We start from the raw sequence: 25,548 nt of genomic DNA, 5'->3' as shown, positions 1-25,548 counted from the left end.
TGCACCCTCGTATCGGGCCTCTCCGGCACGCGCCACGGGCACAAATCCGTTTCCGTTCAACATATCCGGTATGGGTTTTCCATGTATTGCGCTGCGCTACAATCCTGCCATGTTGACCGATCGGCTTTTCGCACGCTCGGCGCGACCGTCGGGCCCGCCGGCGGAGTCGCAGCCGTCCCGCTGGCACCACGGACCGTGGTGGTCCAACTCCTATTTGCTGACGCCGCTGCTGTCGATCCTCGTGTTCCTCGTGGTGATGAGCCTGATTCTATGGAGCCTCAATCGCCGCGAACAGCAGCAGCAGGAAGACACCCTGTTCCGTAACGTCGCGTGGGCGCAGCAGCAGATCCGCCTGTCGATGACGGGCGCGCAGGAGCAGCTGCAGGCGCTGTCGCGCGATCTCGCGTCCGGCCGCCTCGACCAGAATGCATTCCAGATGGCCGTCGCGGACGTGATGCAGACGCATCCGGAAATCCTCTATCTGAACTGGTACACCGCGCCCGGCGTGCAGCGCTGGCCGACCGTGCACCCGCCGCTGCTCGGCCAGCGGCTCGCGAAGCCCGGCGACGCGCAGATGCAGGACGCCGTGCGCGGCGCGTACGACGAGGCGCGCAGCACGCGCCGCCAGGCCTATTCGCCGCTGATCTACGACGACTTCGGCAACGGCTTCATCACGCTGCAGACACCCGTGATGCGCGGCGACCGCGAATATCTCGGCTCGATCGCCGCGGTGTTCTCGGTCGAAGGAATCCTGAAGCACGACATCCCGCAGGAGCTGTCGTCGAAGTACAAGATCTCGATCACCGACTCGAACAACCGCGAGCTGTCGTCCACGTCGACGCGCCCGCGCCTGCCGCGCGACTCCCACTACGATCTGCCGCTCGATCCGCCCGGCCAGGGGCTGACCGTGCGCGTGTACGCATTCCCGCAGCTCACGAACCTGACCAACAACACGCTCGTATGGCTGGTCGCCGGCCTGTCGTGCTTCGTGCTGTGGAGCCTCTGGAGCCTGTGGAAGCACACGCGCCAGCGCTTCGAGGCGCAGCAGGCGCTGTACGCGGAAGCATTCTTCCGCCGCGCGATGGAAAACTCGGTGCTGATCGGCATGCGCGTGCTCGACATGCACGGCCGCATCACGCACGTGAACCCCGCGTTCTGCCGGATGACGGGCTGGGACGAGACCGACCTCGTCGGCAAGGTCGCGCCGTTCCCGTACTGGCCGCGCGACGCCTACCCGGAAATGCAGCGCCAGCTCGACATGACGCTGCGCGGCAAGGCGCCGAGCTCGGGCTTCGAGCTGCGCGTGCGGCGCAAGAACGGCACGCTGTTCCATGCGCGCCTCTACGTGTCGCCGCTGATCGACAGCTCGGGCCGCCAGACCGGCTGGATGTCGTCGATGACCGACATCACCGAGCCGAAGCGCGCGCGCGAGGAACTCGCGGCCGCGCACGAGCGCTTCACGACGGTGCTCGAAAGCCTCGACGCCGCCGTGTCGGTGCTCGCCGCCGACGAAGCCGAGCTGCTGTTCGCGAACCGCTACTACCGCCATCTGTTCGGGATCCGCCCGGACGGCCACCTGGAGCTGTCCGGCGGCGGCTTCGACCGCGCGCAGGCGTCGTCCGACTCGATCGACATGGTCGACGCGTTCGCGGGCCTGCCGGCCGCCGCGCTGACGAGCAGCACGGCCGACGCGCAGGAGGTGTACGTCGAGAGCATCCAGAAGTGGTTCGAGGTGCGCCGTCAGTACATCCAGTGGGTGGACGGCCACCTCGCGCAGATGCAGATCGCGACCGACATCACGACCCGCAAGAAGGCGCAGGAACTCGCGCACCAGCAGGAAGAGAAGCTGCAATTCACGAGCCGATTGATGACGATGGGCGAAATGGCGTCGTCGATTGCTCACGAATTGAACCAGCCGCTCGCCGCGATCAACAACTACTGCTCGGGCACGCTCGCGCTCGTGAAGAGCGGCCGCGGCACGCCCGAGACGCTGCAGCCCGCGCTGGAAAAGACCGCGCAGCAGGCGCTGCGCGCGGGGATGATCGTCAAGCGGATCCGCGAATTCGTGAAGCGCAGCGAGCCGAAGCGCCAGCCGGCGCGGGTCGCGGACATCGTCGCCGACGCGGTCGGGCTCGCCGAAATCGAGGCCAGAAAGCGCAGGATCCGGATCGTCACGGAAATCCTCGCAAGAATGCCTATTATTTATGTCGACCCCGTGCTGATCGAGCAGGTGCTCGTTAACCTGATGAAGAACGCGGCCGAGGCGATGGCCGACGTGAAGCCGGCGTCGGCGGACGGCGTGATCCGCGTCGTCGCCGACATCGACGCGGGTTTCGTCGACATCCGCGTGATCGACCAGGGTCCGGGCGTGGACGAGGCGACCGCCGAACGCCTGTTCGAACCGTTTTACAGCACCAAGTCCGACGGCATGGGCATGGGGCTGAACATCTGCCGTTCGATCATCGAATCGCATCGGGGGCGTCTGTGGGTGGTCAACAATGTCGAACCGGACGGCCGCATTTCCGGCGCGACATTCCACTGCAGCCTGCCCATTGGGGAACCCGCTGATCTCGGCCAAGGGGGGCGCGAGGCATCGGCATCACATACCGTTACGGGAGAACTATGAATAGCCCTGTCACCACCACTCAGGAAACTGTCTTCGTCGTCGACGACGACGAGGCCGTACGGGACTCGCTGCGCTGGCTGCTGGAGGCGAACGGCTATCGCGTGCAATGCTTCTCGAGCGCCGAGCAGTTCCTCGATGCCTATCAGCCGGCGCAGCAGGCCGGCCAGATCGCCTGCCTGATCCTCGACGTGCGGATGTCGGGCATGAGCGGCCTCGAACTGCAGGAACGCCTGATCGCGGACAACGCCGCGCTGCCGATCATCTTCGTCACGGGCCACGGCGACGTGCCGATGGCGGTGTCGACGATGAAAAAGGGTGCGATGGACTTTATCGAGAAACCGTTCGACGAGGCCGAGCTGCGCAAGCTCGTCGAGCGGATGCTCGACAAGGCCCGAAGCGAAAGCAAGAGCGTCCAGGAACAGCGCGCCGCGAGCGAGCGCCTGTCGAAGCTGACCGCGCGCGAGCAGCAGGTGCTCGAGCGGATCATCGCCGGCCGCCTGAACAAGCAGATCGCCGACGATCTCGGGATCAGCATCAAGACGGTCGAAGCGCACCGCGCGAACATCATGGAAAAGCTCAACGTCAACACGGTCGCCGATCTGCTGCGCCTCGCGCTGTCGAAGAAGCAGGCCTGAACGTCGCGCGCGGCCGCGGGGCACCTGCCCGGCCGGCCGCACCGTCACCCTGCCGCGCCGTGCGATGCGGCCCACTCGCGCGGCGCGGCGCGGCGCTTCCTCCCGGCGCGCCGGCACCGCCGCCATGACGCTTTGCCTATATTCGCTGTCGGACGACGGCAGGCGACCGGTATAATTGCGTGTTTTGCTGCGGCGCTTCGCGCGCCGCACGCCCGCATTCCAACTTCCCGGCAGGACCACCACCATGACAGCCCTCCTCATCGACGGCAACGCCCTCTCGAAGACCTTACGCGCGCAGGCCGCCGAACGCGCCGCCGCCCTGACCGCACGCGGCCACCAGCCCGGTCTCGCGGTGATCCTCGTCGGCGCCAACCCGGCGAGCGAAGTCTACGTGCGCAACAAGATCAAGGCGTGCGAGGACAACGGTTTCTTCTCGCTGAAGGATGCGTACCCGGACACGCTGTCGGAAGCCGACCTGCTGGCGCGCATCGACGAACTGAATCGCGACCCGAAGATCCACGGCATCCTGGTCCAGCTGCCGCTGCCGAAGCACATCGACAGCCACAAGGTGATCGAGGCGATCGCGCCGGAGAAGGACGTCGACGGCTTCCACGTCGCGAACGCCGGCGCGCTGATGACGGGCAAGCCGCTGTTCCGCCCGTGCACGCCGTACGGCGTGATGAAGATGTTCGAAGCACATGACATCCCGCTGCAAGGCGCGAACGCCGTCGTGATCGGCCGCTCGAACATCGTCGGCAAGCCGATGGCGATGCTGCTGCTCGAGGCCGGCGCGACCGTGACGATCTGCCACAGCAAGACCCGCGACCTCGCCGCGCACACGCGCCAGGCCGACGTCGTGGTCGCCGCGGTCGGCAAGCGCAACATCCTGACGGCCGACATGGTCAAGCCCGGCGCGACGGTGATCGACGTCGGCATGAACCGCGACGACGCGGGCAAGCTGTGCGGCGACGTCGACTTCGCCGGCGTGAAGGAAGTCGCCGGTCACATCACGCCGGTGCCGGGCGGTGTCGGCCCGATGACCATCACGATGCTGCTGATCAACACGATCGAAGCCGCCGAGCGCGCCGCCGCGGCCGCCTGATCGCAACGCGATCGCCCCTGCCCGCCCAGCCGGCGCGCATTCGTGCGCCGGCGTCTGGCCGGCCGCCGTCGCGGCCGCGCCGTTGCACCAAACTCCCCCGTATCCGACCCCGCACCGAGCGCAACCAATCGCGTCGTTAGAAACTAACGATTGGAAAGCGCGCGATGCGCCCCAATAATGTCGGTATCGGGCGCCGCCGCATCGCGCCTCACCCTTTTCACTCCGGTTCATCCGGCAACAGACAGGGAGTCTTAATGTCCGCCAGCGCCAACACCAATCCGCTCCTCGATTTCTCCGGCCTGCCCCGCTTCGGCGAGATTCGTCCGGAACACGTGACGCCCGCGCTCGACACGCTGCTCGATGCCGCCAACCGCGCGGTCGACACCGCGAGCGCGCCCGAGACGCCGGCGACGTGGGCCGCGATCGTCGAGACAGTCGAGCAGGCGACGGAGCCGCTCGGGCGTGCATGGGGCGTCGTCGGCCACCTGAACGCGGTCGCCGATACGCCGGAGTTGCGCGCCGCCTACGGCGAAAACCTGCCGCGCGTGACCGAGTTCTGGTCGAGCGTCGGCCAGAACCTCGCGCTGTACGAGAAGTACAAGGCGATCGCCGCGAGCGCGGAATACGCGACGCTGTCCGCCGAACGCAAGAAGATCCTCGACAACGCGCTGCGCGATTTCCGCCTGTCGGGCGCCGAGTTGCCCGAGGACCGGAAGCCGCGCTTCGCGGAACTGCAGGAGCAGCAGGCCGCACTGTCGAAGGCGTTCTCCGACCACGTGCTCGACGCGACCAACGCGTATGCGTATTTCGCGCACGACGAAGCCGAGCTGGCCGGCCTGCCGGGCGACGCGATCGAAGCGGCCCGCGAAGCCGCGCAGAAGGACGGCAAGGAAGGCTGGAAGTTCACGCTGCATTTCCCGTCCTACTTCCCGGTGCTGCAGTACGCCGAGAACCGCGCGATGCGCGAGACGCTGTACCGCGCGTATGCAACCCGCGCATCGGAACTCGGCCCGCAGTACGGCGGCGGCAAGGCCGAGTGGGACAACACGGCGATCGTCGCCGACGAACTGAAGCTGCGCCGCGAAGAAGCGCAGATGCTCGGCTACCGCAACTTCGCCGAGGTGTCGCTCGCGCCGAAGATGGCCGAATCGCCGCAGCAGGTGATCGCGTTCCTCGAGGATCTCGCGACGCGCGCGCGCCCGCACGCTGACAAGGACTGGGATGAACTGCGCGCGTTCGCCGCGAAGGAACTCGGTCTGGCCGAGCTCGCGCCGTGGGACGTCGCGTTCGCGGCCGAGCGGCTGCGCCAGCAGCGCTACGCGTTCTCGGAAAACGAGGTCAAGCAGTATTTCCCGGAACCGGCCGTGCTGAAGGGCCTGTTCACCGTCACCGAAACGCTGTTCGGCGTGCGGATCAAGCCGGACGACGCACCGGTGTGGCACAAGGACGTGCGTTTCTTCCGCGTGGAGAACCGCGACGGCTCGCTCGTCGCGCAGTTCTATCTCGATCTGTATGCGCGCGAAGGCAAGCGCGGCGGCGCGTGGATGGACGATGCGCGTGCGCGCGCGAAGCGCGGCAACGCCGTGCAGACGCCGGTTGCGTATCTGACCTGCAACTTCTCGGCACCGGTCGGCGGCAAGCCCGCATGCTTCACGCACGACGAAGTCATCACGCTGTTCCATGAATTCGGCCACGGGCTGCATCACATGCTCACGCGCGTCGACGAACTCGGCGTGTCGGGCATCAACGGCGTCGAATGGGATGCGGTCGAACTGCCGTCGCAGTTCATGGAAAACTTCTGCTGGGAATGGGACGTGCTGTCGTCGATGTCGTCGCACGTCGATACGGGCGCCACGCTGCCGCGCGAGCTGTTCGACAAGATGATCGCCGCGAAGAACTTCCAGAGCGGCCTCGGCACGCTCCGCCAGATCGTGTTCTCGATGTTCGACATGCTGCTGCACGTCGACTTCGACCCGGCCGGCACGACCGGCGTGAACGCATTCGCGCGCGAGATCAACGAGCGCTACCACGTGATCCCGCAGGCGGCGTTCTCGCGCTGGCCGAACACGTTCAGCCACATCTTCGCGGGCGGCTATGCGGCCGGCTATTACAGCTACAAGTGGGCGGAGGTGCTGTCGGCCGACGCGTATGCGGCGTTCGAGGAAGCGGCTGCCGCAAGCGGCAGCGTGCTCGACGCGGCAACCGGCACGCGCTATCGCCGCGAGATCCTCGAAGTCGGCGGCAGCCGGCCGGCGATGGATTCGTTCAAGGCGTTCCGCGGCCGCGAGCCGGAAATCGACGCGCTGCTGCGCCACAACGGGATGGCTTCCCCCGCGCACTGAGCATGCGCTGCCCGGCTCGTCCGGAGCATCGAAAGGCACCGCTTCGGCGGTGCCTTTTTTCATGGTGCCGGCGTTTCGCCGCCGGCGTCGTCCGTGTTGTCGATGTTGCGGTCGGTCTCGTCGTCGAACAGCGAAAACTGCCCGTGACGCTCGGCCGTATCCTCGTCGATGCGCACGCCGACGCCGAGCAGCCGCACGGCCTGCGCGCGCCGCTGCAGCCCCTTCGCGAGCAGCGTGACGGCCGTTTGCGCATTCGTCGCGTCGGCCACGCACTCGACCGTCGTGCGCTGGAAATCGGCGAAGCGAATCTTCACGTACAGCTTGCGGATCGTGCGGGCCGCGCCCGCGCGCGCGATGCGCGCGTCGAGCTGCACGACCAGGCGGCGAATCTCGTCCGCGCATTGCTCGAGCGTCGTCAGGTCGGTCACGTAGGTCGTCTCGACGCTGACCGACTTGCGCTCCTGATCGGCCTGCACCGGCCGCTCGTCGATTCCGCGCGCCAGCTGGTACAGCCGCCGGCCGAACGCGCCGAACTCGCGATGCAGATCGATCAGCGACCAGTCGCGCAGCTGCGCGCAGGTCTGGATGCCGAGCCGGTCGAGCCGCGTGGCCGTCACCTGGCCGACGCCGTGCAGCTTGCGCACCGGCAATGCCGCGACGAATGCATCGACCTCATGCGGGCGCACGACGAACAGGCCGTCGGGCTTGTTCCAGTCGGACGCGATTTTCGCGATGAACTTGTTCGGCGCGACGCCCGCCGACACCGTCACGCCGACCGTGTCGTACACGCGCTGGCGAATCTCCCGCGCAATCAGCGTCGCGCTGCCCTGGCACAGTTCGGAGCCGCTGACGTCGAGGTACGCCTCGTCGAGCGACAGCGGCTCGACGTCACGCGTGTAGTCGCGATAGATCGCCATGATCTGCCGCGACGCCGCGCGGTACTTGTCCATCGCGGACGGCAGGATCAGCAGGTCCGGGCACTTGCGCATCGCCAGCGCCGACGACATCGCCGAATGCACGCCGTAGCGCCGCGCCTCGTAATTGCAGGTCGCGATCACGCCGCGCTGGTCGGGCCGGCCGCCGACCGCGAGCGGCCGGTTGCGCAGCGACGGGTCGTCGCGCATCTCGACCGATGCGTAAAAGCAGTCGCAATCGCAATGGATGATCTTGCGCACGCGCGACGGCGCGTCGCCGGGTGGCGGCACGCGCGGATCGGCAGGCGGGATGATGGTCGGATTCACGGTGCCGATACTGTACAAAAACACAGTGGCCGTTTCAACTGTCGCGTGCTGTCGCGTTCGGTCGCCTCCACGCAGTTCCGGCACGTTCCGGACAGCCGCACCGTACCGGTCCGCTTCGCGCGGATCGTACCGCCGCGCGCAAGGACCGCCTCCTATACTCGTCTGCCACGGGTTACGCAACGCACGGGTGACGGATGAAGACGATCGGACTGATCGGCGGGATGAGCTGGGAGTCGTCGGCGGAGTACTACCGGATGATCAATCGCCATTCGAAAGCGCTGCACGGCGGCCATCACAATGCGAACAGCGTGCTGGTCACGGTGGATTTCGCGGAGATCGAAGCGCTGCAGCGCGCGCAGGACTGGGCCGCGCTCGGCGAGCGGATGGCCGATGCCGCGCGCCGGCTCGAAGCGGCCGGCGCCGATCTCATCGTGCTGACGACCAACACGATGCACCGCGTGCACGGCGCGATCGAGGCCGCGGTGACGCTGCCGTTCCTGCACATCGCCGATCCGACCGGCGCCGCGCTGCGTGCAGCGGGCGTCGAGCGCGTCGCGCTGCTCGGCACGCGCTACACGATGGAACTGCCGTTCTACGCGGCGCGTCTGCGCGACAAATTCGGTCTCGACGTGCTGGTGCCGGACGAATCCGCGCGCGGCGACGTGCACCGGATCATCTACGACGAGCTGTGTCATGGCGTGATCGATGCCGGGTCGCGCGCGACCTACGTGGCCATCATCGACGAACTGGCAACATGCGGCGCGCAGGCGGTGATACTCGGCTGCACGGAAATCACGCTGCTGATCGGTGCGGACGATTCGCCGCTGCCGGTGTTCGATACGACCGCGCTGCATGCGAAGGCGGCGGTCGAGTGGGCGGCGGGCTGAAAACAAAAAACCCGGCACGAGGCCGGGTTCCTGTCGACGAAGCGCGCATCGGTCACTTGCGCTGCACATCGTCTGGTGTGCTTGGTTGCGGGGGTAGGATTTGAACCTACGACCTTCGGGTTATGAGCCCGACGAGCTGCCAGACTGCTCCACCCCGCGTCAGAGAAATAAATTATAGGGTGATGAAGTACTCACGTCAACACTTTTGTCACAATTTCTTTGCAGGTCGTCGATAACGCAATGCATCGGGCCTGCTTCGCGTCGCGTGTCGCGCGCGTTCGCGCCCCTTGCTCGCGGTAAGATGGCGGCCTTCGCATTCACCCCGCACGCATTCCCGTTCATGAAAATCGCCACCTGGAACGTCAACTCGCTCAACGTCCGCAAGCAGCACGTGCTCGACTGGCTCGCGCAAAGCGGAACCGACGTGCTGTGCCTGCAGGAACTGAAGCTGCCCGACGAGAAGTATCCGCGCGCCGATCTCGAGGCTGCCGGCTACCGCAGCTGGTTCACGGGCCAGAAAACCTACAACGGCGTCGCGATCCTCGTGCGCGACACGCTCGCCGTCGACGAATCGGACGTCGTGCGCAACATCCCCGGCTTCGACGATCCGCAGCAGCGCGTGATCGCCGTGACGGTCGACGGCGTGCGCATCGTGTCCGCCTATTTCCCGAACGGCCAGGCGCCAGACTCCGACAAGTTCGTCTACAAGATGCAGTGGCTCGACGCGCTGCATGCGTGGCTGAGCACCGAGATGCAGCGCCACCCGAAGCTCGCGCTGCTCGGCGACTACAACATCGCGCCGGAAGACCGCGACGTGCACGACCCGGCGAAATGGGAAGGCCAGAACCTCGTGTCGCCGCAGGAGCGTGCGCACTTCGCGAAGCTGATCGAACTCGGCTTCGTCGATGCATTCCGCCGTTTCGAACAGCCGGAGAAGACCTTCACGTGGTGGGACTACCGGATGTTCGCGTTCCGCCGCAACGCGGGGCTGCGTATCGACCACGTCCTGCTGTCGCCGGCGCTCGCCGCCACCTGCACGTCGTGCGAAGTCGACCGCGTGCCGCGCACGTGGGACCAGCCGTCGGACCACGCGCCCGTCGTCGCGATCGTCGGCTGAGCCCCCTGCCCGCTCGCGCCCGCGCTCAATCGCGCGCGGGCGCGGGCCCGAGATGGGCCCACAGGAAGCCGAATTCCGCCGCATCGGATTCGGCGCGCTCCAGATCGTCGGCGCTGCCGTGGCCGCCGTCGGTGTTCTCCCAGTACCACACCCGTTCGTGTCCGAGCGCATGCATGCGCGCGGCCATCTTGCGCGCATGCGCGGGATGCACGCGGTCGTCGCGCGTCGACGTCGTCAGCAGCAGCGGCGGATACACGACACCGTCGCGCACGCGGTGATACGGCGAGTAGGCGGCGAGCGCCGCGCCCTCGCGCGCATCGTCCGGATCGCCGTACTCGTCGAGCCACGCGGCGCCCGCGTGCAGCTTCGGATAGCGCCGCATGTCGAGCAGCGGCACGCGGCACAGCACCGCGCCGAACAGTTCCGGACGCTGCACCATGCAAGCGCCCACCAATAGCCCGCCGTTGCTGCCGCCCTCGATGCCGAGCTGCGCGGCCGTCGTCACGCCGGTGCGGATCAGGTCCTCGGCCACCGCGATGAAGTCGTCGAACGAGCGCTGCCGATGTTCGCGCTGCGCGTCGACGTGCCAGCCCGGCCCGAATTCGCCGCCACCCCGGATGTGTGCGAACGCCGCGACACCGCCGCGTTCGAGCCACGCAATGCCGAGTGCATCGCTGTAGCCCGGCAGGTTCGGAATCGCGAAGCCGCCATAGCCTGACAGCAGGCACGGCCGCGCGACGCGGGTGCGGCCGTCGGCGCGCTCCGGCGCATCGAGTGCATCGAGCGCGTCACGCGGCCCGATCAGCGTGTACGGCACCACCGTGCCGTCGCGCGAACGGGCATTCGCGCGACGCACGACGAGCCCGGTCGCATCGAACCGCACCGGCGGCCGGTCGAGCAGCACGCGGCGCGACGGCGCATCGGCCGCGCGATCGGCCAGGTCGGCGAGCCAGCATTCGGGCGGATCGAGATAGGTATCGACGTCCACGTACACGTCGTCGTTCAGCGTCGACTCGACCGGCTCGACGTCGATCTGCGCATCGCCCGGCCAGTCGAACGGCCGCGCGTCCCACGTCCACGCGCCGTCCTCGCCCTGGCTCGGCTGCCACAGCATCGTGCGGTTGTGCACGTCGTCGAGCCAGCTCGCGATCAGCATCGTGCGCGTGTGCGTCCACGTGCAGGCGGACGTCGACGGCCGCGGCGCGAACAGCGTCGTGAGCTCGCGCGACCCGGCCAGGAACGCCTGCTCGCGGATCGCGAGCAGCGAGCCGCCCGCGTGATGCGCGCCGCCGCAGTCCCAGTCGAGCCGCGGCTCCAGCACGAGCCAGCCTTCCCAGAAGCCGACCTCGACATGCGTCGGCACGTCGTAGCGCGCCCACTCGCCCGCGTCGGTCAGCCAGTATGCGTGTGCGTCGAAGAAATCCACGCTGCGCCACGCGACGTGACGGCCATCGATCGGGTCGAACCACGCGCCCGCGCTGATGTCGTCGGGTTCGCCGCGAAACACGACCGGCGCATCGGCGAGCGGCGTGCCGCGCACCCAGCGGCGCGCGTCGTACGGATAGCCGGCCGCGGTCGCATGCGCTTCGCCGCGATCCCAGCTCACGTATACGGTATCGCGGTCGATCCAGCCGACCGTGTGATGCCCCGGCTCGTCGATCGTGAAACCGCCGTCGACAAAACGACGCTGTACGAGATCGAACTCGCGCACGACGACGGCGTCGGCCCCGCCGGGCGACAGCGACAGCAGCGCGCGGTCGCCGTCGGGGTACAGGATCGCGTCCTGCTCGAACACCCACGACTCGCCCTCTTGTGCGCCGAGCGCGTCGACGTCGAGCAGCGTTTCCCACTCGGGCCGGCCGGCGCGCCAGTCGTCCCAGCGCGCGCGGCGCCACAGTCCCTTCGGATGGAGATCGTCCTGCCACAGGTCGTACGCCCAGTCGCGCCAGCGGGTCGGAATCACCGGGCGTTCGCGCGGCAGATACGCCTGCGCGAGCCGCGCGGTGAGCGCGCGATACGCATCGTCGTCGCGCAGCGCGACACGCGTGCGCGCGTTCTGCTCGTCGACCCAGGCGCGGGCGCGCTTGCTGTCGAGCGCTTCGAGAAAGCGGAAGGGATCGGCCCCGGCGGGCCAGCGGAAGGAATCGGACATGACGGAACGCACCTGACGGCAAACCGCGATTATGTCCGATCACGGCATGCGCGACGTCCGCGCATGCCGCGACAGCGGTTTACGGCTCCAGATGCAGTTCCTGGATCTTGCGCGTGATGGTGTTGCGGCCGATGCCGAGCCGCTCCGCCGCCTCGACCTTGCGGCCGCGCGTGAAGTCGAGCGCCTCGCGAATCACGGCCGCCTCGAAGCGGCGCGCGAGCTCGTCCATCACGTCGGCGGAATTCTCGCGCAGCAGCCGCGCGACTTCCGTGCGCAGCCCGCTTTCCCACATCGGATAGCCGGCCGGCGCACCGTTCGGTGCGGCCGCGACGGGCGCCGCCGTCAACGGCACGACACCGGCCGCCAGCTGCGCGCGCGCCGCGTCGCCCGCAACGCCGCCGCTCACGCCGCCGAGTGCATCCGCGCCATCGGCCGTCGCGGGCACCGGCGCGCCTGCCGGCACGAGGTCGGGCGGCAGGTCCTTGATCTCGACCGTCTGCGCGGGCGCCATCACGGTCAGCCAGTTCGCGAGGTTCTCGAGCTGCCGCACATTGCCGGGAAACGGCAGCGACGTCAGATACGCGAGCGCTTCGTCCGACACGCGCTTCGGCTCGACACCGAGATCGCGCGCGCTCTTCTGCAGGAAATGGCGCGTGAGCAGCGCGATATCCTCGCTGCGTTCGCGCAGCGGCGGCAGCCGCAGCCGGATCACGTTGAGGCGGTGGTAAAGGTCCTCGCGGAACAGTCCCTGCCGCACGCGCGCCTCCAGATTCTGGTGCGTCGCGGCGATCACGCGCACGTTCGCGCGCAGCGGATTGTGGCCGCCGACCCGATAGAACTGGCCGTCCGACAGCACACGCAACAGGCGCGTCTGCAGATCGAACGGCATGTCGCCGATTTCGTCGAGGAACAGCGTGCCGTTCTCGGCCTGCTCGAAGCGGCCCTGGCGCGTCGTCTGCGCGCCGGTGAACGCGCCACGCTCGTGGCCGAACAGTTCGGATTCCAGCAGGTCCTTCGGAATCGCCGCCGTGTTCAGCGCGATGAACGGGCCGTTCGCCCGCGGGCTGTGACGGTGCAGCGCCCGCGCGACGAGCTCCTTGCCGGTGCCCGATTCGCCGGTGATCAGCACGGTCGCGGCGGAATGCGACAAGCGGCCGATCGCGCGGAACATGTCCTGCATCGCGGGCGCCTGGCCGAGCATCTCGGGCGCCTCGGCGACGCGCTCGTCCTGCGGCGCGCCGCCGCGCAGGCTCTCCTCGACCGCTCGGCGAATCAGCTCGACGGCCTTGTCGACGTCGAACGGCTTCGCGAGATATTCGAACGCGCCGCCCTGGAACGCCGCGACGGCGCTGTCGAGATCGGAGAACGCCGTCATGATGATGACGGGCAGGCCCGGCAAGCGCTCGTGCATCGCCTGCAACAGCTCGAGGCCGGAGCCGCCCGGCATCCGGATGTCGGACACGAGCACCTGCGGCGTCTCGTGGTCGAGCGCGGCCAGCGCGTCGCGCACGTTCGCGAAGCTCTTCGTCGCGAAGCTGTCCCGGGCGAGTGCCTTTTCGAGCACCCAGCGGATCGATTGGTCGTCGTCTACTATCCAGATCGGCTTCATAGGTCGGTCAGGTATGGGTGAATCCGGTGAATCGCCATGCCGTCGCTCAGTGATCGAGCGGCAGCAGGATCTGAAATTCGGTACGGCCGGGCCGGCTCTCGACCTCGATCATCCCGTCGTGCTGCTGCACGAAGGTCTGCGCGAGCGTGAGGCCGAGGCCGCTGCCGTCGTCGCGCCCGGACACGAGCGGGTAGAAGATCCGGTCGCGGATCTCCTCCGGAATGCCGGGCCCGTTGTCGACTATGTGCAAGTCCAGTGCCAGCTTGTACAGGCGCTTCGCGATCGTCACCTTGCGCGCGACGCGCGTGCGCAGCTCGATCTTCGCGTCGCCCTGCGCGATCCGTTCGCGCAGCGCCTGCGCGGCGTTGCGCACGATGTTCAGCAGCGCCTGGATCAACTGCTCCTTGTCGCCGCGCAGGTCCGGCACGCTCACGTCGTAATCGCGCTCGATGGTGAGCCCGCGCGGAAATTCCGCGAGCATCACCGCGCGCACGCGTTCGCACACTTCATGAATGTTGACGTCGCCGACGATGTGCGGATGCCGATGCGGCTCCAGCAACCGGTCGACGAGCGTCTGCAGCCGATCGGACTCCTTGATGATCACTTGCGTGTATTCGCGCAACTCGCCGCGCTCGCGCTCGCTCAGTTCGAATTCGAGCAGCTGGGCTGCGCCGCGAATGCCGCCGAGCGGGTTCTTGATTTCGTGCGCGAGGTTGCGGATCAGTTGCTTGTTGACCGCGGTCAGGTCGTGGATGCGCTCCTCGCGATCGGTGCGCGACTGCCGTTCGTTCTCGAACAGCTCGACGAGCACGAAATCGGGCGCGGTCTCGAGGAAGCCGACGATCGCATGCACGTGCAGCGGTTCGCGGCCGGGCCGGTCGAGCACGGTATCGAGATGCGTCGCGTGAAAGCGCTCCTCGCCGATCGCGGTGATCGTCGACGCGAGCTCGTTCGCGTTCGGGAAAATCTCGCCCCACGGCCGCTGCGCGAGCTGCCGGCGCGAGATGTCGAGCATCGCCTCCGCGGACGGGTTCGCGAACGCGACCCGCAGCGTCTTGCGGTCGAGCACGATCACGACCGTCGGCAGCGATTCCAGCCCGGCAAGCAGGCCCGAGCGCGAGAGGCGCTCGTCTTCCGTCAGTCGCTCGGGCTGCCCCGTCTTCGCCTTGATCAGATTCTTCAGAGCCATCGTGCGTGTCGTCGCGCCTCAGCGGGTCGGAAAATGGAAATGCTCGGAACAAAAAAGGGACGGCTGGACGCCGTCCCCTTTCAGACTCCGCGGTTCCCGCCGCAAGCCGCGCGACGGGAACGAATCGGCATGACGGCGCTGAATCGAAGCGCCATCGCCGATTACAGCGAGTAGTACATCTCGAACTCGATCGGATGCGTCGTCATGCGGAACTTCGCCAGCTCCTGCTCCTTCAGCGCGAGGTACGCATCGATCATGCCGTCGGTGAACACGCCACCGCGCGTCAGGAACTCGCGATCCTTGTCGAGCGCTTCCAGTGCCTGGTCGAGGCCTGCGCAGACGGTCGGGATCTTTGCATCCTCTTCCGGCGGCAGGTCGTACAGGTTCTTGTCCGCTGCTTCGCCCGGGTGGATCTTGTTCTGCACGCCGTCGAGACCGGCCATCATCAGTGCCGTGAAGCACAGGTACGGGTTGGCCATCGGGTCCGGGAAGCGCGTTTCGATACGGCGGCCCTTCGGGTTCGACACGTGCGGAATGCGGATCGATGCCGAACGGTTGCGTGCCGAGTAGGCGAGCTTGACCGGTGCCTCGAAGTGCGGAACCAGACGCTTGTACGAGTTCGTCGTCGGGTTCGTGATCGCGTTCAGCGCACGGGCGTGCTTGATGATGCCGCCGATGTAGAACAGCGCGAATTCCGACAGGCCGGCGTAGCCGTTGCCCGCGAACAGGTTCTGGCCGTCCTTCCAGATCGACTGGTGAACGTGCATGCCCGAACCGTTGTCGCCGACGACCGGCTTCGGCATGAACGTCGCCGTCTTGCCGTACGAGTGCGCGACGTTATGGATGATGTACTTCGACCATTGCGTCCAGTCGGCGCGCTGCACCAGCGTCGAGAACTTCGTGCCGATTTCGTTCTGGCCCTGGCCCGCCACTTCGTGGTGGTGCACTTCGACCGGGATGCCGAGCTGTTCGAGCAGCAGGCACATTTCCGAACGCATGTCCTGGAACGTGTCGACCGGCGCGACCGGGAAGTAGCCGCCCTTCGTGCCCGGACGGTGGCCCGTGTTGCCGCCTTCGAATTCCTTGCCTGCCGACCACGGCGCTTCTTCCGAGTTGATCTTCACGAAGCAGCCCGACATGTCCGTGTTCCACTGGACCGAGTCGAAAATGAAGAATTCCGGCTCCGGACCGAAGTAGGCGGTGTCGCCCAGGCCCGTGCTCTTCAGGTACGCTTCGCCGCGCTTCGCGAGCGAACGCGGGTCGCGCTCGTAGCCCTTGCCGTCGGCCGGCTCGACCACGTCGCAGGTCAGCACCAGCGTCGATTCTTCGTAGAACGGGTCGATGAATGCGGCGGTCGGGTCCGGCATGAGCAGCATGTCCGACGCCTCGATGCCCTTCCAGCCGGCGATCGACGAGCCGTCGAATGCATGACCGCTTTCGAACTTGTCTTCGTCAAACGCCGAAACCGGCACCGACACGTGCTGTTCCTTGCCGCGCGTATCCGTGAAGCGGAAATCGACGAACTTGACGTCCTCGTCCTTCACGAGCTGCATGACGTCGGCGACGGTTTTACTCATAACCTCTTCTCCTGATTGAACAATTCCGGCGGACTGGGAACCGCCTCGTTTATCGAGCTGCCCGGAGTCTGGCTTTGGCGCAGCGCGCCCCGGGTCGACCGAATTCTATATAGCAGCAACCGTGCCAGCCATGCACAGAAGCGACATGAATCGCGCCAGACCGCGCCACGGCAGGGCCCGGCTGCGCGATTCCGGGGCCAGGCGCCGCATCGGCGATCGCATGGCCGCACCTCCATGGTGCAAATGCCGAAGCATGCCCATGCCGCAGATTCATTCTGGTGCACGCGTGCCATTCTGCACTTTTTTGGTGAATGCGTGGGCGGTGCATACCCTGCCGGGCGACCGGACATCCGCGCGGCGGCGCCGCGCTAGAATGATCGTTTGACCGATACGGAGACCTCCTGCCATGAGTACGCTCGACCAGCTTTACGCGAAGGCCGAAGAACGCCGCGCCCAGGGTGCGCTCCACTATGCCGGCGCACTGCTGCCGGTCGAGGCGTTCGAACTGCTGCAGCTCGACCCGTCGGCACGCCTCGTCGACGTGCGCACCCGCGCCGAGCTCGACTGGATCGGCCGCCCGCTCGTCGGCGACGGCCAGTACCTGCACCTCGAATGGACGCGCTATCCGGGCGGCGTGCCGAACGCCGAATTCGTCGATCAACTGAAAGCGGCCCTCCCGGCCGATACGCCCATCCTGTTCCTGTGCCGCAGCGCGGCGCGCTCGAAGCTCGCCGCGGTCGCCTCGACGCAGGCCGGCTTCACGAAGGCCTTCGACCTGCTCGAAGGCTTCGAGGGCGGCAAGGATGCCGAAGGCCACCGCAAGACGGTCGACGGCTGGTGCTTCCGGAAATTGCCGTGGATCGGCGCCTGACGGCGCATCCGCCCAGGCACGCCCGACTGCGACATCGTCGAGCCGGGCGATGACATCCCGATGACGGGCCGCATTGCGCGGCCCGTGGTTTTTGTGCGGCCCTTGCGCGGCCCGCATCGGTGATCGGTGCGCGGCCTCAGGCGCGCGGCACGTCCGGTTCGACCACGTCGCCGCCGAGCAGGTGCACGCCTTCGCGCAGCTTCACGAACGCGGCCGCGACCGCCTCCGGCTCGCCCTTCACGCCGAGATCGATGTGCCGGCGCGCGTAGATCCCGCCGCGCTCGGCATCGCCGACGCTCGGCAGGCTGAACACGCGCACGCCCGGGAAATCGCGCTCGATCTTCTCCATCAGCGGCGTGAGCGTCGATTCCGGCAGTTCGAACACGTACAACGAGCGCTCCGCGTGCGGCGTCGCGTGATGGAGATGCTGATACTTCGTGTCGAGCACCCATTCGATCATCGGCCACGCCATCACCGGAAAGCCCGGCACGAAATGGAGATCGCCGACCGAGAACCCGGGAATCCGGTTGTAGCCGTTCGGGATGATCGTCGCGCCGGCCGGGAACACGCCCATGTTGAAGCGGTGCTGGTTTTCCGGCGATTCGAAATCGACCGGCCGGGCCGGATCGGTGTGCGTCTCGCGGATACGCTCCGCGATCAGCGCCTTCGCTTCCGGGTGCAGCTCGAGCGGCACGCCGAGCGCGGCGGCCGCGCACTGGCGCGTGTGGTCGTCCGGCGTCGCGCCGATCCCGCCCGTGGAAAACACGATGTCGCCGGATGCGACCGCGCGCGCGATCGTCGCGGTGATCCGCGCCGGATCGTCGCCGACGTATTCGGCCCAGTCGAGCGCGAGGCCGCGCGCGCCGAGCAGCTCGATGACCTTGGCCAGGTGCTTGTCCTGCCGGCGGCCCGAAAGGATTTCGTCGCCGATGATGATGATGCCGATGCTCATGCCTGCCCCATGTCGATTGCGGTGGCGCGCGAACTCGCGCGCAGGTCGTCCAGCGCGCGCAGGCAATAGTGCCCGAACCACAGCGCCGAAAAGACGAGGATGAAAGCGTAAACCCAGATCATGGCCGCCGCCACGAACGGAAACAGCACCATCATCCAGACCGACGACACCCACACGAACGTCGGCACTGTACCGAGCAGCCCTGTCGCGACGCCGATGCCGATCAGCGGCCAGCGATGCTGCCGCACCAGCGCACGGCGCTCGTCGCGGCTCGCGTGCTGCGCGAGCGCGTCGTAAGTCATCACGCGGTAGGTCAGCCAACCCCAGATCACGGGCGGCAGCAGCGCGAAGAACGGCGGAATCAGCCACAGCGGGATCGTGACGACGAGCAGCACGACGCCGACGACGGCCGCGCCGAGCGAATTGAACACGCTGCCGAAGAACGTGCCGCCCCGCTTCGCCTCCAGCGCGGCGAACTGCCGGTTCGACAGGTGCTTGATCACGACCGGCATCGAGATCGTCGCGATCAGCAGCAGCACGGTCAGCACGATCAGCGGAATCGCGAGCGATACGACGACGAACGGCGCGACGACCGCATGCAGCTGCGACATCCCGATCGCGTCGAACATGCGGTACAGCACCGCCGTGAGCACGAAGCCGTCGAGCGCGCCGCGCGCGGCGTCGATCAGCGTTTGCCACGAGAACCACAGCACGACGCCCCACAGCAGCGCCGAGACGACGAACGGCATCAGGGTGAGCCACAGCATGCGCGGATGCAGCGCGCTGACGAAGGCCCGGACGAAGGAGCGCAGCAAGTCGTTCATGCGAACCTGTATCGACGAAGAAAAACGGGGAAAGGATAAACCACACGGCCCGCATGCGCCAAAGCGCGTGCGGGCCGTGCAGGAGAGCCGTTCAACGGGAAAGCGACGGGGTCAGGCCGACGCCGCGCCGCGCTTCGCGGGAACGAGGCGCCGGAAGATGCGCACGAACGCGAGGCCGTGCTGCGCCCAGAAGCCGTCGCCGTAGGACACGCCTTCGATCTGCTCGCGGATGCCGGTCGGCTCGACCGTGCGGTTCCACGACGCGGTGCCGAACATCATGTCCCACCACGGGAACAGCACGCCGAAGTTGCAGCCGTACTTGGTGCCTTCGTGGCCGTAGCCGACCGCGTGGTGGCGCCGGTGGAAGGTCGGGCTCACGAGCAGGCGCTCGCCGAGCCGGCCGAACGACAGCCGCGCATTCGTATGCTGGATGCTCTGCATGAAGTTCGTGACCGCGGTCAGCACGACGAACTGCGACGGCGTCACGCCGATCACGAGCGCGATCGACGCGAAGAAGCACGACTGGATCACGTCGTCGAGCAGGTGGTTGCGGTCGTCGCACCACAGCGACATCTGCCGCTGGCTGTGATGCACCGCGTGCAGTTCCCACCAGATGCCGAACTTGTGCTGCCAGCGGTGATACCAGTAGCCGGCGAAGTCGAGCACGACGAGGTAGATCGCGAACGCGACGATCGGCCGCGACGTCACGCCGGGCCACAGATAGTCGAGGTTGACGTTCACGACGCCGTGCAGGCGCAGCCATGCCTGGAAGCCGTCGAACACCGGCTGCAGCGCAAAGAAGAAGAACAGCGCGTAGATGCCGAGCTTCGCGATCGCCGTATAGATCACGTCGACCCGCACCGCGCGGCGGTTCTGCCAGCGCTCGACCGGCAGCAGCGCCTCGAGCGGGCGCAGCAGCACGAACATCAGCACCATCTGCAGCGCGCCGATGATCACCCAGTACAGCGCGTCGTAGGTGTCCTCGTCATAGCCCATCAGGTTGAACTTGAAGAGGAGCGGCTGCACGACGTCGACGTACAGCCAGGTCTGGATGTCCGACACGAACGCATCGATCAGGTGCAGCATCGCTCGCCTCCGCCCGTCACGCGCCGTTCGCAGCCTTCCACGGCGCGCGGTCGTAGAAGTAGATCCCGTGCGGCGAACGGCCGACGGCGATCGTCTGCACCAGCTTGCGCGATGCGAGATCGATGATACCGACCTTCTTCGCGAAGCGGAACGTCACCCACAGCGTCTTCTTGTCGGCGGACAGTTCCATGTCGTCCGGTCCCGGCAGCAGGCCGGTGATGTCGCCGACGTTGGTGAGCGTGTTCTCGTCGATGATGCTGATCGTGTTCGCGACCCGGTTCGTGACCGCGACGTGCGTGCCGTCGGCGAGCGAGCGGAAGTTGTGCGCGCCGTTGCCCGTGTGGATCTGCTTGACGATCTTCTGGTTGCGCCAGTCGACCACCGCGACGTAATCCGCGCCGGTCATCCCGACCAGCAGGAACTTGTCGTCCGGCGTGAGCCACAGGCCGGCCGGCACCTTGCCGACCTTCATCTTCCACTTGACAGTCTGAGTCGCGAGGTCGACCGCCGCGATTTCGCCGGACACCTGCAGCGACACGAGCACGGTCTTGCTGTCCTTCGTGAACGCGATGTGGCTCGGCATCACCGCGAGCGGCAAGCGCTTCACGAGATGCAGGTCGCGGCCGTCGTAGCCGTAGATGTCGAGCCGGTCGAGGCGCAGCCCGGTCGACACGAACCACTTGTTGTCGGGCGAAAAGCCGAGCTGGTACGGATCCTCGATGCCTTCGACCGTGCGCTGCAGCTTGCCCGTCTTCGGATCGACGAACATCAGGCTGTTCGAGACCGAATTCGCGACGATCAGCGACGAATTGTCCGGCGTCGCCATCAGGTGGTGCGGCTCCTTGCCGGTCGGCATCGTGCCGACGACCTGGCGGGTCTGCTGGTCGATCAGGGAAAGCGTCGCTTCGGCCGAATTGAGGATGATTACGTTATTGGCGTGTGCGGCGGGCGCCAGCACGGCGGCGGCCAGCGCAAGCGTGCGGCCGAAGGAAAGGAAAGTGCGCATGAAGACTCACGTCGTGGAACAGCAGTCATTGTAAAACGCTCGGCGGGCCCCACCGGTTGACGGAAGGCGGGGTTGCGCCACTTCGACGCACGTCGCGGCCGCCGTGCGGCCGGCCGCGGCGGGGCCCGCAACCGGTGCGGGCCCCGCCGGTCGCCGATGCGCTAACGCTGCATCGACTCCCACACCTTGTGCAGACGCTTGACAGAGACAGGCATCGGCGTGCGCAGTTCCTGCGCGAACAGCGAAATTCGCAGCTCCTCCAGCAGCCAGCGGAATTCCGCGAGGCGCGAATCGGCGACGCCGCCGCGCTGCGACACCGCGCGCTGATACTGCTGGACGAGCGGCAGCAGCTCGCCGGACTGCTTCGCGTCGCGCGCCGGGTCGGCCTTCAGCTTGTCGATCCGCAGCGCGATGCCCTTCAGGTAACGCGGGAAGTGTGCAAGCTGCACGTAAGGCGTGTCGATCACGAAGCGCTTGCCGACCAGCGCGGCGAGCTGCTGCTGCAGATCCGCATGGGCCTGCGCGAACGGCTTCGCCTGCGCGAGCTTCTTCGCAAGCCCCGCATACTCGGCGAGGATCTGCCCGACCAGCCGCGCGATCTCCTGCGCGAGCAGGTTCAGACGGCTCCTGCCCTCGTCGCGGCGCGCGTGGAAGCTCGCGTCGTCGTCGGGCAGCGGATCCTGCAGGCACGCGCGGTCGAGCGCCGTGTCGATCAGCTGGTCGCGCAGCTCGTCCTGCGTGCCGAGCGACATGTACTGCATCGCCATCTCGCGCAGCCCCGGCAGGTTCTTCTCGAGGAACTTGATCGGCTCCTTCAGCTGCAGCGCGAACAGCCGCCGCAAGCCGGCCCGGTGGATTCGCGCGGCCTCCTCCGGCGAGTCGAACACTTCGACGTCGCAATGCGTGCCGCGATCGACGAGCGCCGGATAGCCGTACAGCGTCTGGCCGCGGCGGCGGATCTCCAGCAGTTCCGGGAGCTTGCCGAAGTTCCACGTCGTCAGGTTCTCGTACAGCGCCGTCGCGCCGGCTTCCGCCGGAGCGGCCGTGTGCGGCGCCGCGCCCTTGCCCGGCTTGCCGCCCTTCGCCGTCGAACCCGCCGCCGCGGCGAGCGCCGGCGCGCCGCCCGCGTCGCCGTCGCCCGCTTCGCCGCCCGGCGCGATCGTCGACGCCGCCGCGATCTTCTGGAACTGCTGCTGCGCCTGCGCGCCGAGCTCCTGGCGCAGTTGCGCCAGATTGCGCCCCATCGCGAGCTGACGGCCGTGCTCGTCGATCACCTTGAAGTTCATGAACAGGTGCGCGGGCAACGTCTCGAGCTTGAAGTCGGCCGTCTTCATCGCGACCTGGGTCTCGCCGCGCACGTCGGCGATCAGCGCCTCGACGAGGCCGCCCGCGCCGAAGCGCTCGCGGCCCGTCCGCTCGACGAAGCCGGCCGCGTATTCGGGCAGCGGTACGCAGTGCCGGCGCAGCTTCTGCGGCAGCGACTTCAGGAGCAGCTGCACCTTTTCCTTCAGCATCCCCGGCACGAGCCATTCGCAGCGGCGCGCGTCGACCTGGTTCAGCGCGTACAGCGGCACCGCGAGCGTCACGCCGTCGCGCGGCGTGCCGGGCTCGAAATGGTACGTGAGCGCCATCTCGACACCGGCCATCGTCGCGCGCTTCGGAAACAGCTCGGTCGTCACGCCGGCCGCCTCGTGGCGCATCAGGTCGTCGCGCGACAGGTACAGCAGGCGCTGCTTCTCCTCCGCCTGACCGCCCTTCTTCGCCTCGTCGCGATACCAGCGCTCGAACGCGGCGCCGGTGTGGATGCCCTCCGGAATCGCCTGGTCGTAATACGCGTAGATCAGCTCGTCGTCGACCAGCACGTCCTGGCGGCGCGACTTGTGCTCGAGCTGCTCGATGTCGGCGAGCAGCTTGCGGTTGTGCGCGAAGAACGGCAGCTTCGTGTCGAACTCGCCCTCGACCAGCGCGCCGCGGATGAACAGCTCGCGCGCCCGCGCCGGATCCTGCTTGCCGAACGCGACGCGCCGGCGGTGGTAGATCGGCAGCCCGTACAGCGTCGCGCGCTCGAACGCGCTGACCTGCGCGGGACGCTTTTCCCAATGCGGCTCCGACAGCGATTTCTTCAGCAGATGCGCGCCGATCTTCTCGACCCACTCCGGCTCGATCTTCGCGAGACAGCGCGCATACAGCCGGCTCGTCTCGACGAGTTCGGCCGCCATCACCCAGCGGCCTGCCTTCTTCGCGAGCGCCGAGCCCGGCCACAGGTAGAACTTGATCCCGCGCGCGCCGAGGTAATGCGGATCGTCGTCGGCCTTCATGCCGAGGTTGCCGAGCAGGCCCGTCAACAGGGCCAGATGGACCTGCTCGTAGGTCGCCTCGACCTCGTTGAGGCGCCAGCCGTGCTCGCGCACGACCGTCAGCAGCTGCGAATGGACGTCGCGCCATTCGCGCAGCCGCAGGTGCGACAGGAAGTTCTGCCGGCACGCGTCGATCAGCTGGCGGTTCGACTTCTTGTGCGCGACGGCTTCCTCGAACCACGCCCAGATCTTCAGCCACTGCAGGAATTCGGAGCGCTCGTCGGCGAACCGGCGGTGCGCCTGGTCGGCCTGCTCCTGCGCCTCGATCGGACGGTCGCGCGGGTCCTGCACGGACAGCGCGCTCGCGATGATCAGCACCTCGCGCAGCGACTGCTGATCGCGCGCGGCGAGAATCATCCGGCCGACGCGCGGATCGAGCGGCAGCCGCGCGAGTTCGCGGCCGAGCGGCGTCAGCGCGTTGTCGTCGTCGACCGCGCCGAGTTCGTTGAGCAGCTGGTAGCCGTCCGCGATCGCGCGGCCGGGCGGCGGCTCGAGGAACGGGAACGATTCGATCGCGGTCAGGTGCAGCGACTTCATCCGCAGGATCACCGATGCGAGCGACGAGCGCAGGATTTCCGGATCGGTGAAACGCGCGCGCGCCTGGTAGTCGCTTTCCTCGTACAAGCGGATGCAGACGCCGTCGGCCACCCGGCCGCAGCGGCCCGCGCGCTGGTTCGCGGCGGCCTGCGAGATCGACTCGACCTGCAGCTGCTCGACCTTGTTCCGGTACGAATAGCGCTTCACGCGCGCGAGCCCGGTGTCGACGACGTAGCGGATGCCCGGCACCGTCAGCGACGTTTCGGCCACGTTGGTCGCGAGCACGATGCGGCGTGCGTTCGACGCCTTGAACACCTTGTCCTGGTCGGCCGCCGACAGCCGCGCGAACAGCGGCAGGATCTCGGTATGCGGCGGATGATGCTTGCGCAGCGCCTCGGCCGCCTCGCGGATCTCGCGCTCGCCGGGCAGGAACACCAGCACGTCGCCGGGGCCTTCGCGGCACAGTTCGTCGACCGCGTCGACGATCGCGTCCATCAGGTCGCGTTCGGCCTCGCGCGCGGTCTTCACGCGATCGCGGCCGCCCGTGCCTTCGGCGTGCTTCACGGCCGGGCGATCCTCGGCCACCGGCCGGTAGCGCATCTCGACCGGATACAGCCGCCCGCTCACCTCGATCACGGGCGCCGGGCGCGCGTCGGTGCCGAAATGGCGCGCGAAGCGGTCGGCGTCGATCGTCGCGGACGTGACGATCAGCTTCAGGTCCGGCCGCCTCGGCAGGATTTCCTTCAGGTAGCCGAGCAGGAAGTCGATGTTCAGGCTGCGTTCGTGCGCCTCGTCGATGATCAGCGTGTCGTACGCCTTCAGCAGCGGATCGGTCTGCGTCTCGGCGAGCAGGATGCCGTCCGTCATCAGCTTGACGGACGCGCCCGGCGCGAGATTGTCGGTGAAGCGCACCTTGTAGCCGACCACCTCGCCGAACGGCGTGCCGAGCTCCTCGGCGATGCGCCGGCCGGTCGACGACGCGGCCAGGCGCCGCGGCTGCGTATGGCCGATCAGGCCCGTGCCGCCGGCGCCGAGGCCGCGGCCGAGATCGAGACAGATCTTCGGCAGCTGGGTGGTCTTGCCCGAACCCGTTTCACCGCAGACGATGACGACCTGATGACCGGCGATCGCGCGCGCGATTTCGTCGCGCTTGCCCGACACGGGCAGGCTTTCGGGGTAGGTGATCGGCGGAACGGGATTGGGCGCGACGGCCGCGCGCGGCGGACGCTCGCGGCGCGGCGCGCGCTCGCCGGCGGCCTGGGGCGCGCCCTGCGCGGCCGGCTGGCCCGGCTCGCGGCGCCGCTCGTCGCCGCGCGGCCCGCGCGGCGGCTGACCCTGCTGCTGACGCGCATCGGCCGCCCCTTCCGGGTGCCGGTCCGACGGCGCTTTGGCCCGCGTCGGCGCGGGACTTTTAGGTACATTCGACATGGGGGCGCAT

At 67.6% G+C, this 25,548-nt stretch carries 17 protein-coding genes and 1 tRNA gene; 7 read left to right on the top strand and 11 right to left on the bottom strand.

The features are described 5' to 3' along the window. Positions 1–109 precede the first annotated feature (109 nt). The 4 genes from fixL to ACV22V_RS04005 all read left to right on the top strand — a co-directional run bounded on the left by fixL (position 110) and on the right by ACV22V_RS04005 (position 6,705). On the top strand, positions 110–2,626 hold the full coding sequence (gene fixL / locus ACV22V_RS04020; RefSeq protein WP_059464201.1) for an oxygen sensor histidine kinase FixL: 2,517 nt from the start codon (positions 110–112) through the stop codon (positions 2,624–2,626). Next, the gene (gene fixJ, locus ACV22V_RS04015; RefSeq protein WP_006493245.1) at positions 2,623–3,261 is read left to right on the top strand and encodes an oxygen response regulator transcription factor FixJ; all 639 of its coding nucleotides are present in this window, start codon (positions 2,623–2,625) and stop codon (positions 3,259–3,261) included. Before fixL ends, fixJ begins: the two co-directional genes overlap by 4 nt. Before the next feature lie 244 nt (positions 3,262–3,505). Beyond that, a complete protein-coding gene (folD, locus tag ACV22V_RS04010; RefSeq protein ID WP_059464202.1) occupies positions 3,506–4,363 on the top strand; it encodes a bifunctional methylenetetrahydrofolate dehydrogenase/methenyltetrahydrofolate cyclohydrolase FolD in 858 nt (285 codons plus the stop codon). Between the two features lie 254 nt (positions 4,364–4,617). Beyond that, positions 4,618–6,705 carry a M3 family metallopeptidase gene (locus ACV22V_RS04005; RefSeq protein WP_059535876.1) on the top strand — a complete coding sequence of 696 codons (2,088 nt, stop codon included), beginning with the start codon at positions 4,618–4,620 and terminating at the stop codon, positions 6,703–6,705. A gap of 59 nt (positions 6,706–6,764) precedes the next feature. On the opposite strand, the gene dinB is transcribed toward ACV22V_RS04005, so the two are convergent. Beyond that, on the bottom strand, positions 6,765–7,970 hold the full coding sequence (dinB, locus tag ACV22V_RS04000) for a DNA polymerase IV (protein WP_448013097.1): 1,206 nt from the start codon (positions 7,968–7,970) through the stop codon (positions 6,765–6,767). Between the two features lie 170 nt (positions 7,971–8,140). On the opposite strand from dinB, the gene ACV22V_RS03995 reads away from it, so the two are divergent. Further along, positions 8,141–8,833 carry an aspartate/glutamate racemase family protein gene (locus ACV22V_RS03995; RefSeq protein WP_448013095.1) on the top strand — a complete coding sequence of 231 codons (693 nt, stop codon included), beginning with the start codon at positions 8,141–8,143 and terminating at the stop codon, positions 8,831–8,833. A gap of 82 nt (positions 8,834–8,915) precedes the next feature. On the opposite strand, the gene ACV22V_RS03990 is transcribed toward ACV22V_RS03995, so the two are convergent. Beyond that, positions 8,916–8,992 (bottom strand) — tRNA-Met (locus tag ACV22V_RS03990). 181 nt (positions 8,993–9,173) lie between these two features. On the opposite strand from ACV22V_RS03990, the gene xth reads away from it, so the two are divergent. Next, positions 9,174–9,950 carry an exodeoxyribonuclease III gene (xth, locus tag ACV22V_RS03985; RefSeq protein ID WP_218921273.1) on the top strand — a complete coding sequence of 259 codons (777 nt, stop codon included), beginning with the start codon at positions 9,174–9,176 and terminating at the stop codon, positions 9,948–9,950. Positions 9,951–9,975: 25 nt separating this feature from the next. Here xth and ACV22V_RS03980 read toward each other — a convergent pair whose 3' ends face one another. The 4 genes from ACV22V_RS03980 to glnA all read right to left on the bottom strand — a co-directional run bounded on the left by ACV22V_RS03980 (position 9,976) and on the right by glnA (position 16,477). After that, entirely contained in the window at positions 9,976–12,102 is a 2,127-nt protein-coding gene (locus ACV22V_RS03980; protein WP_448013093.1) for a prolyl oligopeptidase family serine peptidase, read from the bottom strand. A 79-nt stretch (positions 12,103–12,181) separates the two neighbouring features. Next, complete coding sequence (gene ntrC, locus ACV22V_RS03975; protein ID WP_448013091.1) at positions 12,182–13,711, bottom strand: nitrogen regulation protein NR(I); 1,530 nt, start codon at positions 13,709–13,711, stop codon at positions 12,182–12,184. A 46-nt stretch (positions 13,712–13,757) separates the two neighbouring features. Next, positions 13,758–14,900, bottom strand: a complete 1,143-nt coding sequence (gene glnL, locus ACV22V_RS03970) for a nitrogen regulation protein NR(II) (RefSeq protein ID WP_448013090.1) — start codon at positions 14,898–14,900, stop codon at positions 13,758–13,760. A gap of 161 nt (positions 14,901–15,061) precedes the next feature. Beyond that, positions 15,062–16,477, bottom strand: a complete 1,416-nt coding sequence (gene glnA, locus ACV22V_RS03965; protein ID WP_059535891.1) for a type I glutamate--ammonia ligase — start codon at positions 16,475–16,477, stop codon at positions 15,062–15,064. A gap of 406 nt (positions 16,478–16,883) precedes the next feature. On the opposite strand from glnA, the gene ACV22V_RS03960 reads away from it, so the two are divergent. Further along, on the top strand, positions 16,884–17,348 hold the full coding sequence (locus ACV22V_RS03960) for a rhodanese-like domain-containing protein (protein WP_059535893.1): 465 nt from the start codon (positions 16,884–16,886) through the stop codon (positions 17,346–17,348). A 136-nt stretch (positions 17,349–17,484) separates the two neighbouring features. On the opposite strand, the gene ACV22V_RS03955 is transcribed toward ACV22V_RS03960, so the two are convergent. The 5 genes from ACV22V_RS03955 to hrpA form a co-directional block, all read right to left on the bottom strand. Then, entirely contained in the window at positions 17,485–18,300 is an 816-nt protein-coding gene (locus tag ACV22V_RS03955; protein WP_223965410.1) for a competence/damage-inducible protein A, read from the bottom strand. Further along, the gene (locus tag ACV22V_RS03950) at positions 18,297–19,124 is read right to left on the bottom strand and encodes an EI24 domain-containing protein (RefSeq protein ID WP_059535897.1); all 828 of its coding nucleotides are present in this window, start codon (positions 19,122–19,124) and stop codon (positions 18,297–18,299) included. The genes ACV22V_RS03955 and ACV22V_RS03950 overlap by 4 nt, the downstream gene beginning before the upstream one ends. Before the next feature lie 111 nt (positions 19,125–19,235). Beyond that, positions 19,236–20,210, bottom strand: a complete 975-nt coding sequence (locus ACV22V_RS03945; RefSeq protein WP_059690959.1) for a sterol desaturase family protein — start codon at positions 20,208–20,210, stop codon at positions 19,236–19,238. Positions 20,211–20,226: 16 nt separating this feature from the next. Continuing rightward, the gene (locus ACV22V_RS03940) at positions 20,227–21,216 is read right to left on the bottom strand and encodes a YVTN family beta-propeller repeat protein (RefSeq protein ID WP_059535900.1); all 990 of its coding nucleotides are present in this window, start codon (positions 21,214–21,216) and stop codon (positions 20,227–20,229) included. A 161-nt stretch (positions 21,217–21,377) separates the two neighbouring features. Further along, positions 21,378–25,538 (bottom strand): ATP-dependent RNA helicase HrpA, encoded by a 4,161-nt coding sequence (hrpA, locus tag ACV22V_RS03935; RefSeq protein WP_448013087.1) that lies wholly within the window; start codon positions 25,536–25,538, stop codon positions 21,378–21,380. Positions 25,539–25,548: the final 10 nt, after the last annotated feature.

The organism is Burkholderia sp. AW33-5 (assembly GCF_053427615.1).
This window is presented reverse-complemented; position numbering and strand designations above follow the sequence as displayed.

Excerpts from the sequence above, each read along its gene's own strand:
- fixL (WP_059464201.1), top strand. The coding sequence starts at position 110 with ATGTTGACCGATCGGCTTTTCGCACGCTCGGCGCGACCGTCGGGCCCG.
- fixJ (WP_006493245.1), top strand. The coding sequence starts at position 2,623 with ATGAATAGCCCTGTCACCACCACTCAGGAAACTGTCTTCGTCGTCGAC.
- folD (WP_059464202.1), top strand. The coding sequence starts at position 3,506 with ATGACAGCCCTCCTCATCGACGGCAACGCCCTCTCGAAGACCTTACGC.
- ACV22V_RS04005 (WP_059535876.1), top strand. The coding sequence starts at position 4,618 with ATGTCCGCCAGCGCCAACACCAATCCGCTCCTCGATTTCTCCGGCCTG.
- ACV22V_RS03995 (WP_448013095.1), top strand. The coding sequence starts at position 8,141 with ATGAAGACGATCGGACTGATCGGCGGGATGAGCTGGGAGTCGTCGGCG.
- xth (WP_218921273.1), top strand. The coding sequence starts at position 9,174 with ATGAAAATCGCCACCTGGAACGTCAACTCGCTCAACGTCCGCAAGCAG.
- ACV22V_RS03980 (WP_448013093.1), bottom strand. The coding sequence starts at position 12,102 with ATGTCCGATTCCTTCCGCTGGCCCGCCGGGGCCGATCCCTTCCGCTTT.
- ntrC (WP_448013091.1), bottom strand. The coding sequence starts at position 13,711 with ATGAAGCCGATCTGGATAGTAGACGACGACCAATCGATCCGCTGGGTG.
- glnL (WP_448013090.1), bottom strand. The coding sequence starts at position 14,900 with ATGGCTCTGAAGAATCTGATCAAGGCGAAGACGGGGCAGCCCGAGCGA.
- glnA (WP_059535891.1), bottom strand. The coding sequence starts at position 16,477 with ATGAGTAAAACCGTCGCCGACGTCATGCAGCTCGTGAAGGACGAGGAC.
- ACV22V_RS03960 (WP_059535893.1), top strand. The coding sequence starts at position 16,884 with ATGAGTACGCTCGACCAGCTTTACGCGAAGGCCGAAGAACGCCGCGCC.
- ACV22V_RS03955 (WP_223965410.1), bottom strand. The coding sequence starts at position 18,300 with ATGAGCATCGGCATCATCATCATCGGCGACGAAATCCTTTCGGGCCGC.
- ACV22V_RS03950 (WP_059535897.1), bottom strand. The coding sequence starts at position 19,124 with ATGAACGACTTGCTGCGCTCCTTCGTCCGGGCCTTCGTCAGCGCGCTG.
- ACV22V_RS03945 (WP_059690959.1), bottom strand. The coding sequence starts at position 20,210 with ATGCTGCACCTGATCGATGCGTTCGTGTCGGACATCCAGACCTGGCTG.
- ACV22V_RS03940 (WP_059535900.1), bottom strand. The coding sequence starts at position 21,216 with ATGCGCACTTTCCTTTCCTTCGGCCGCACGCTTGCGCTGGCCGCCGCC.
- hrpA (WP_448013087.1), bottom strand. The coding sequence starts at position 25,538 with ATGTCGAATGTACCTAAAAGTCCCGCGCCGACGCGGGCCAAAGCGCCG.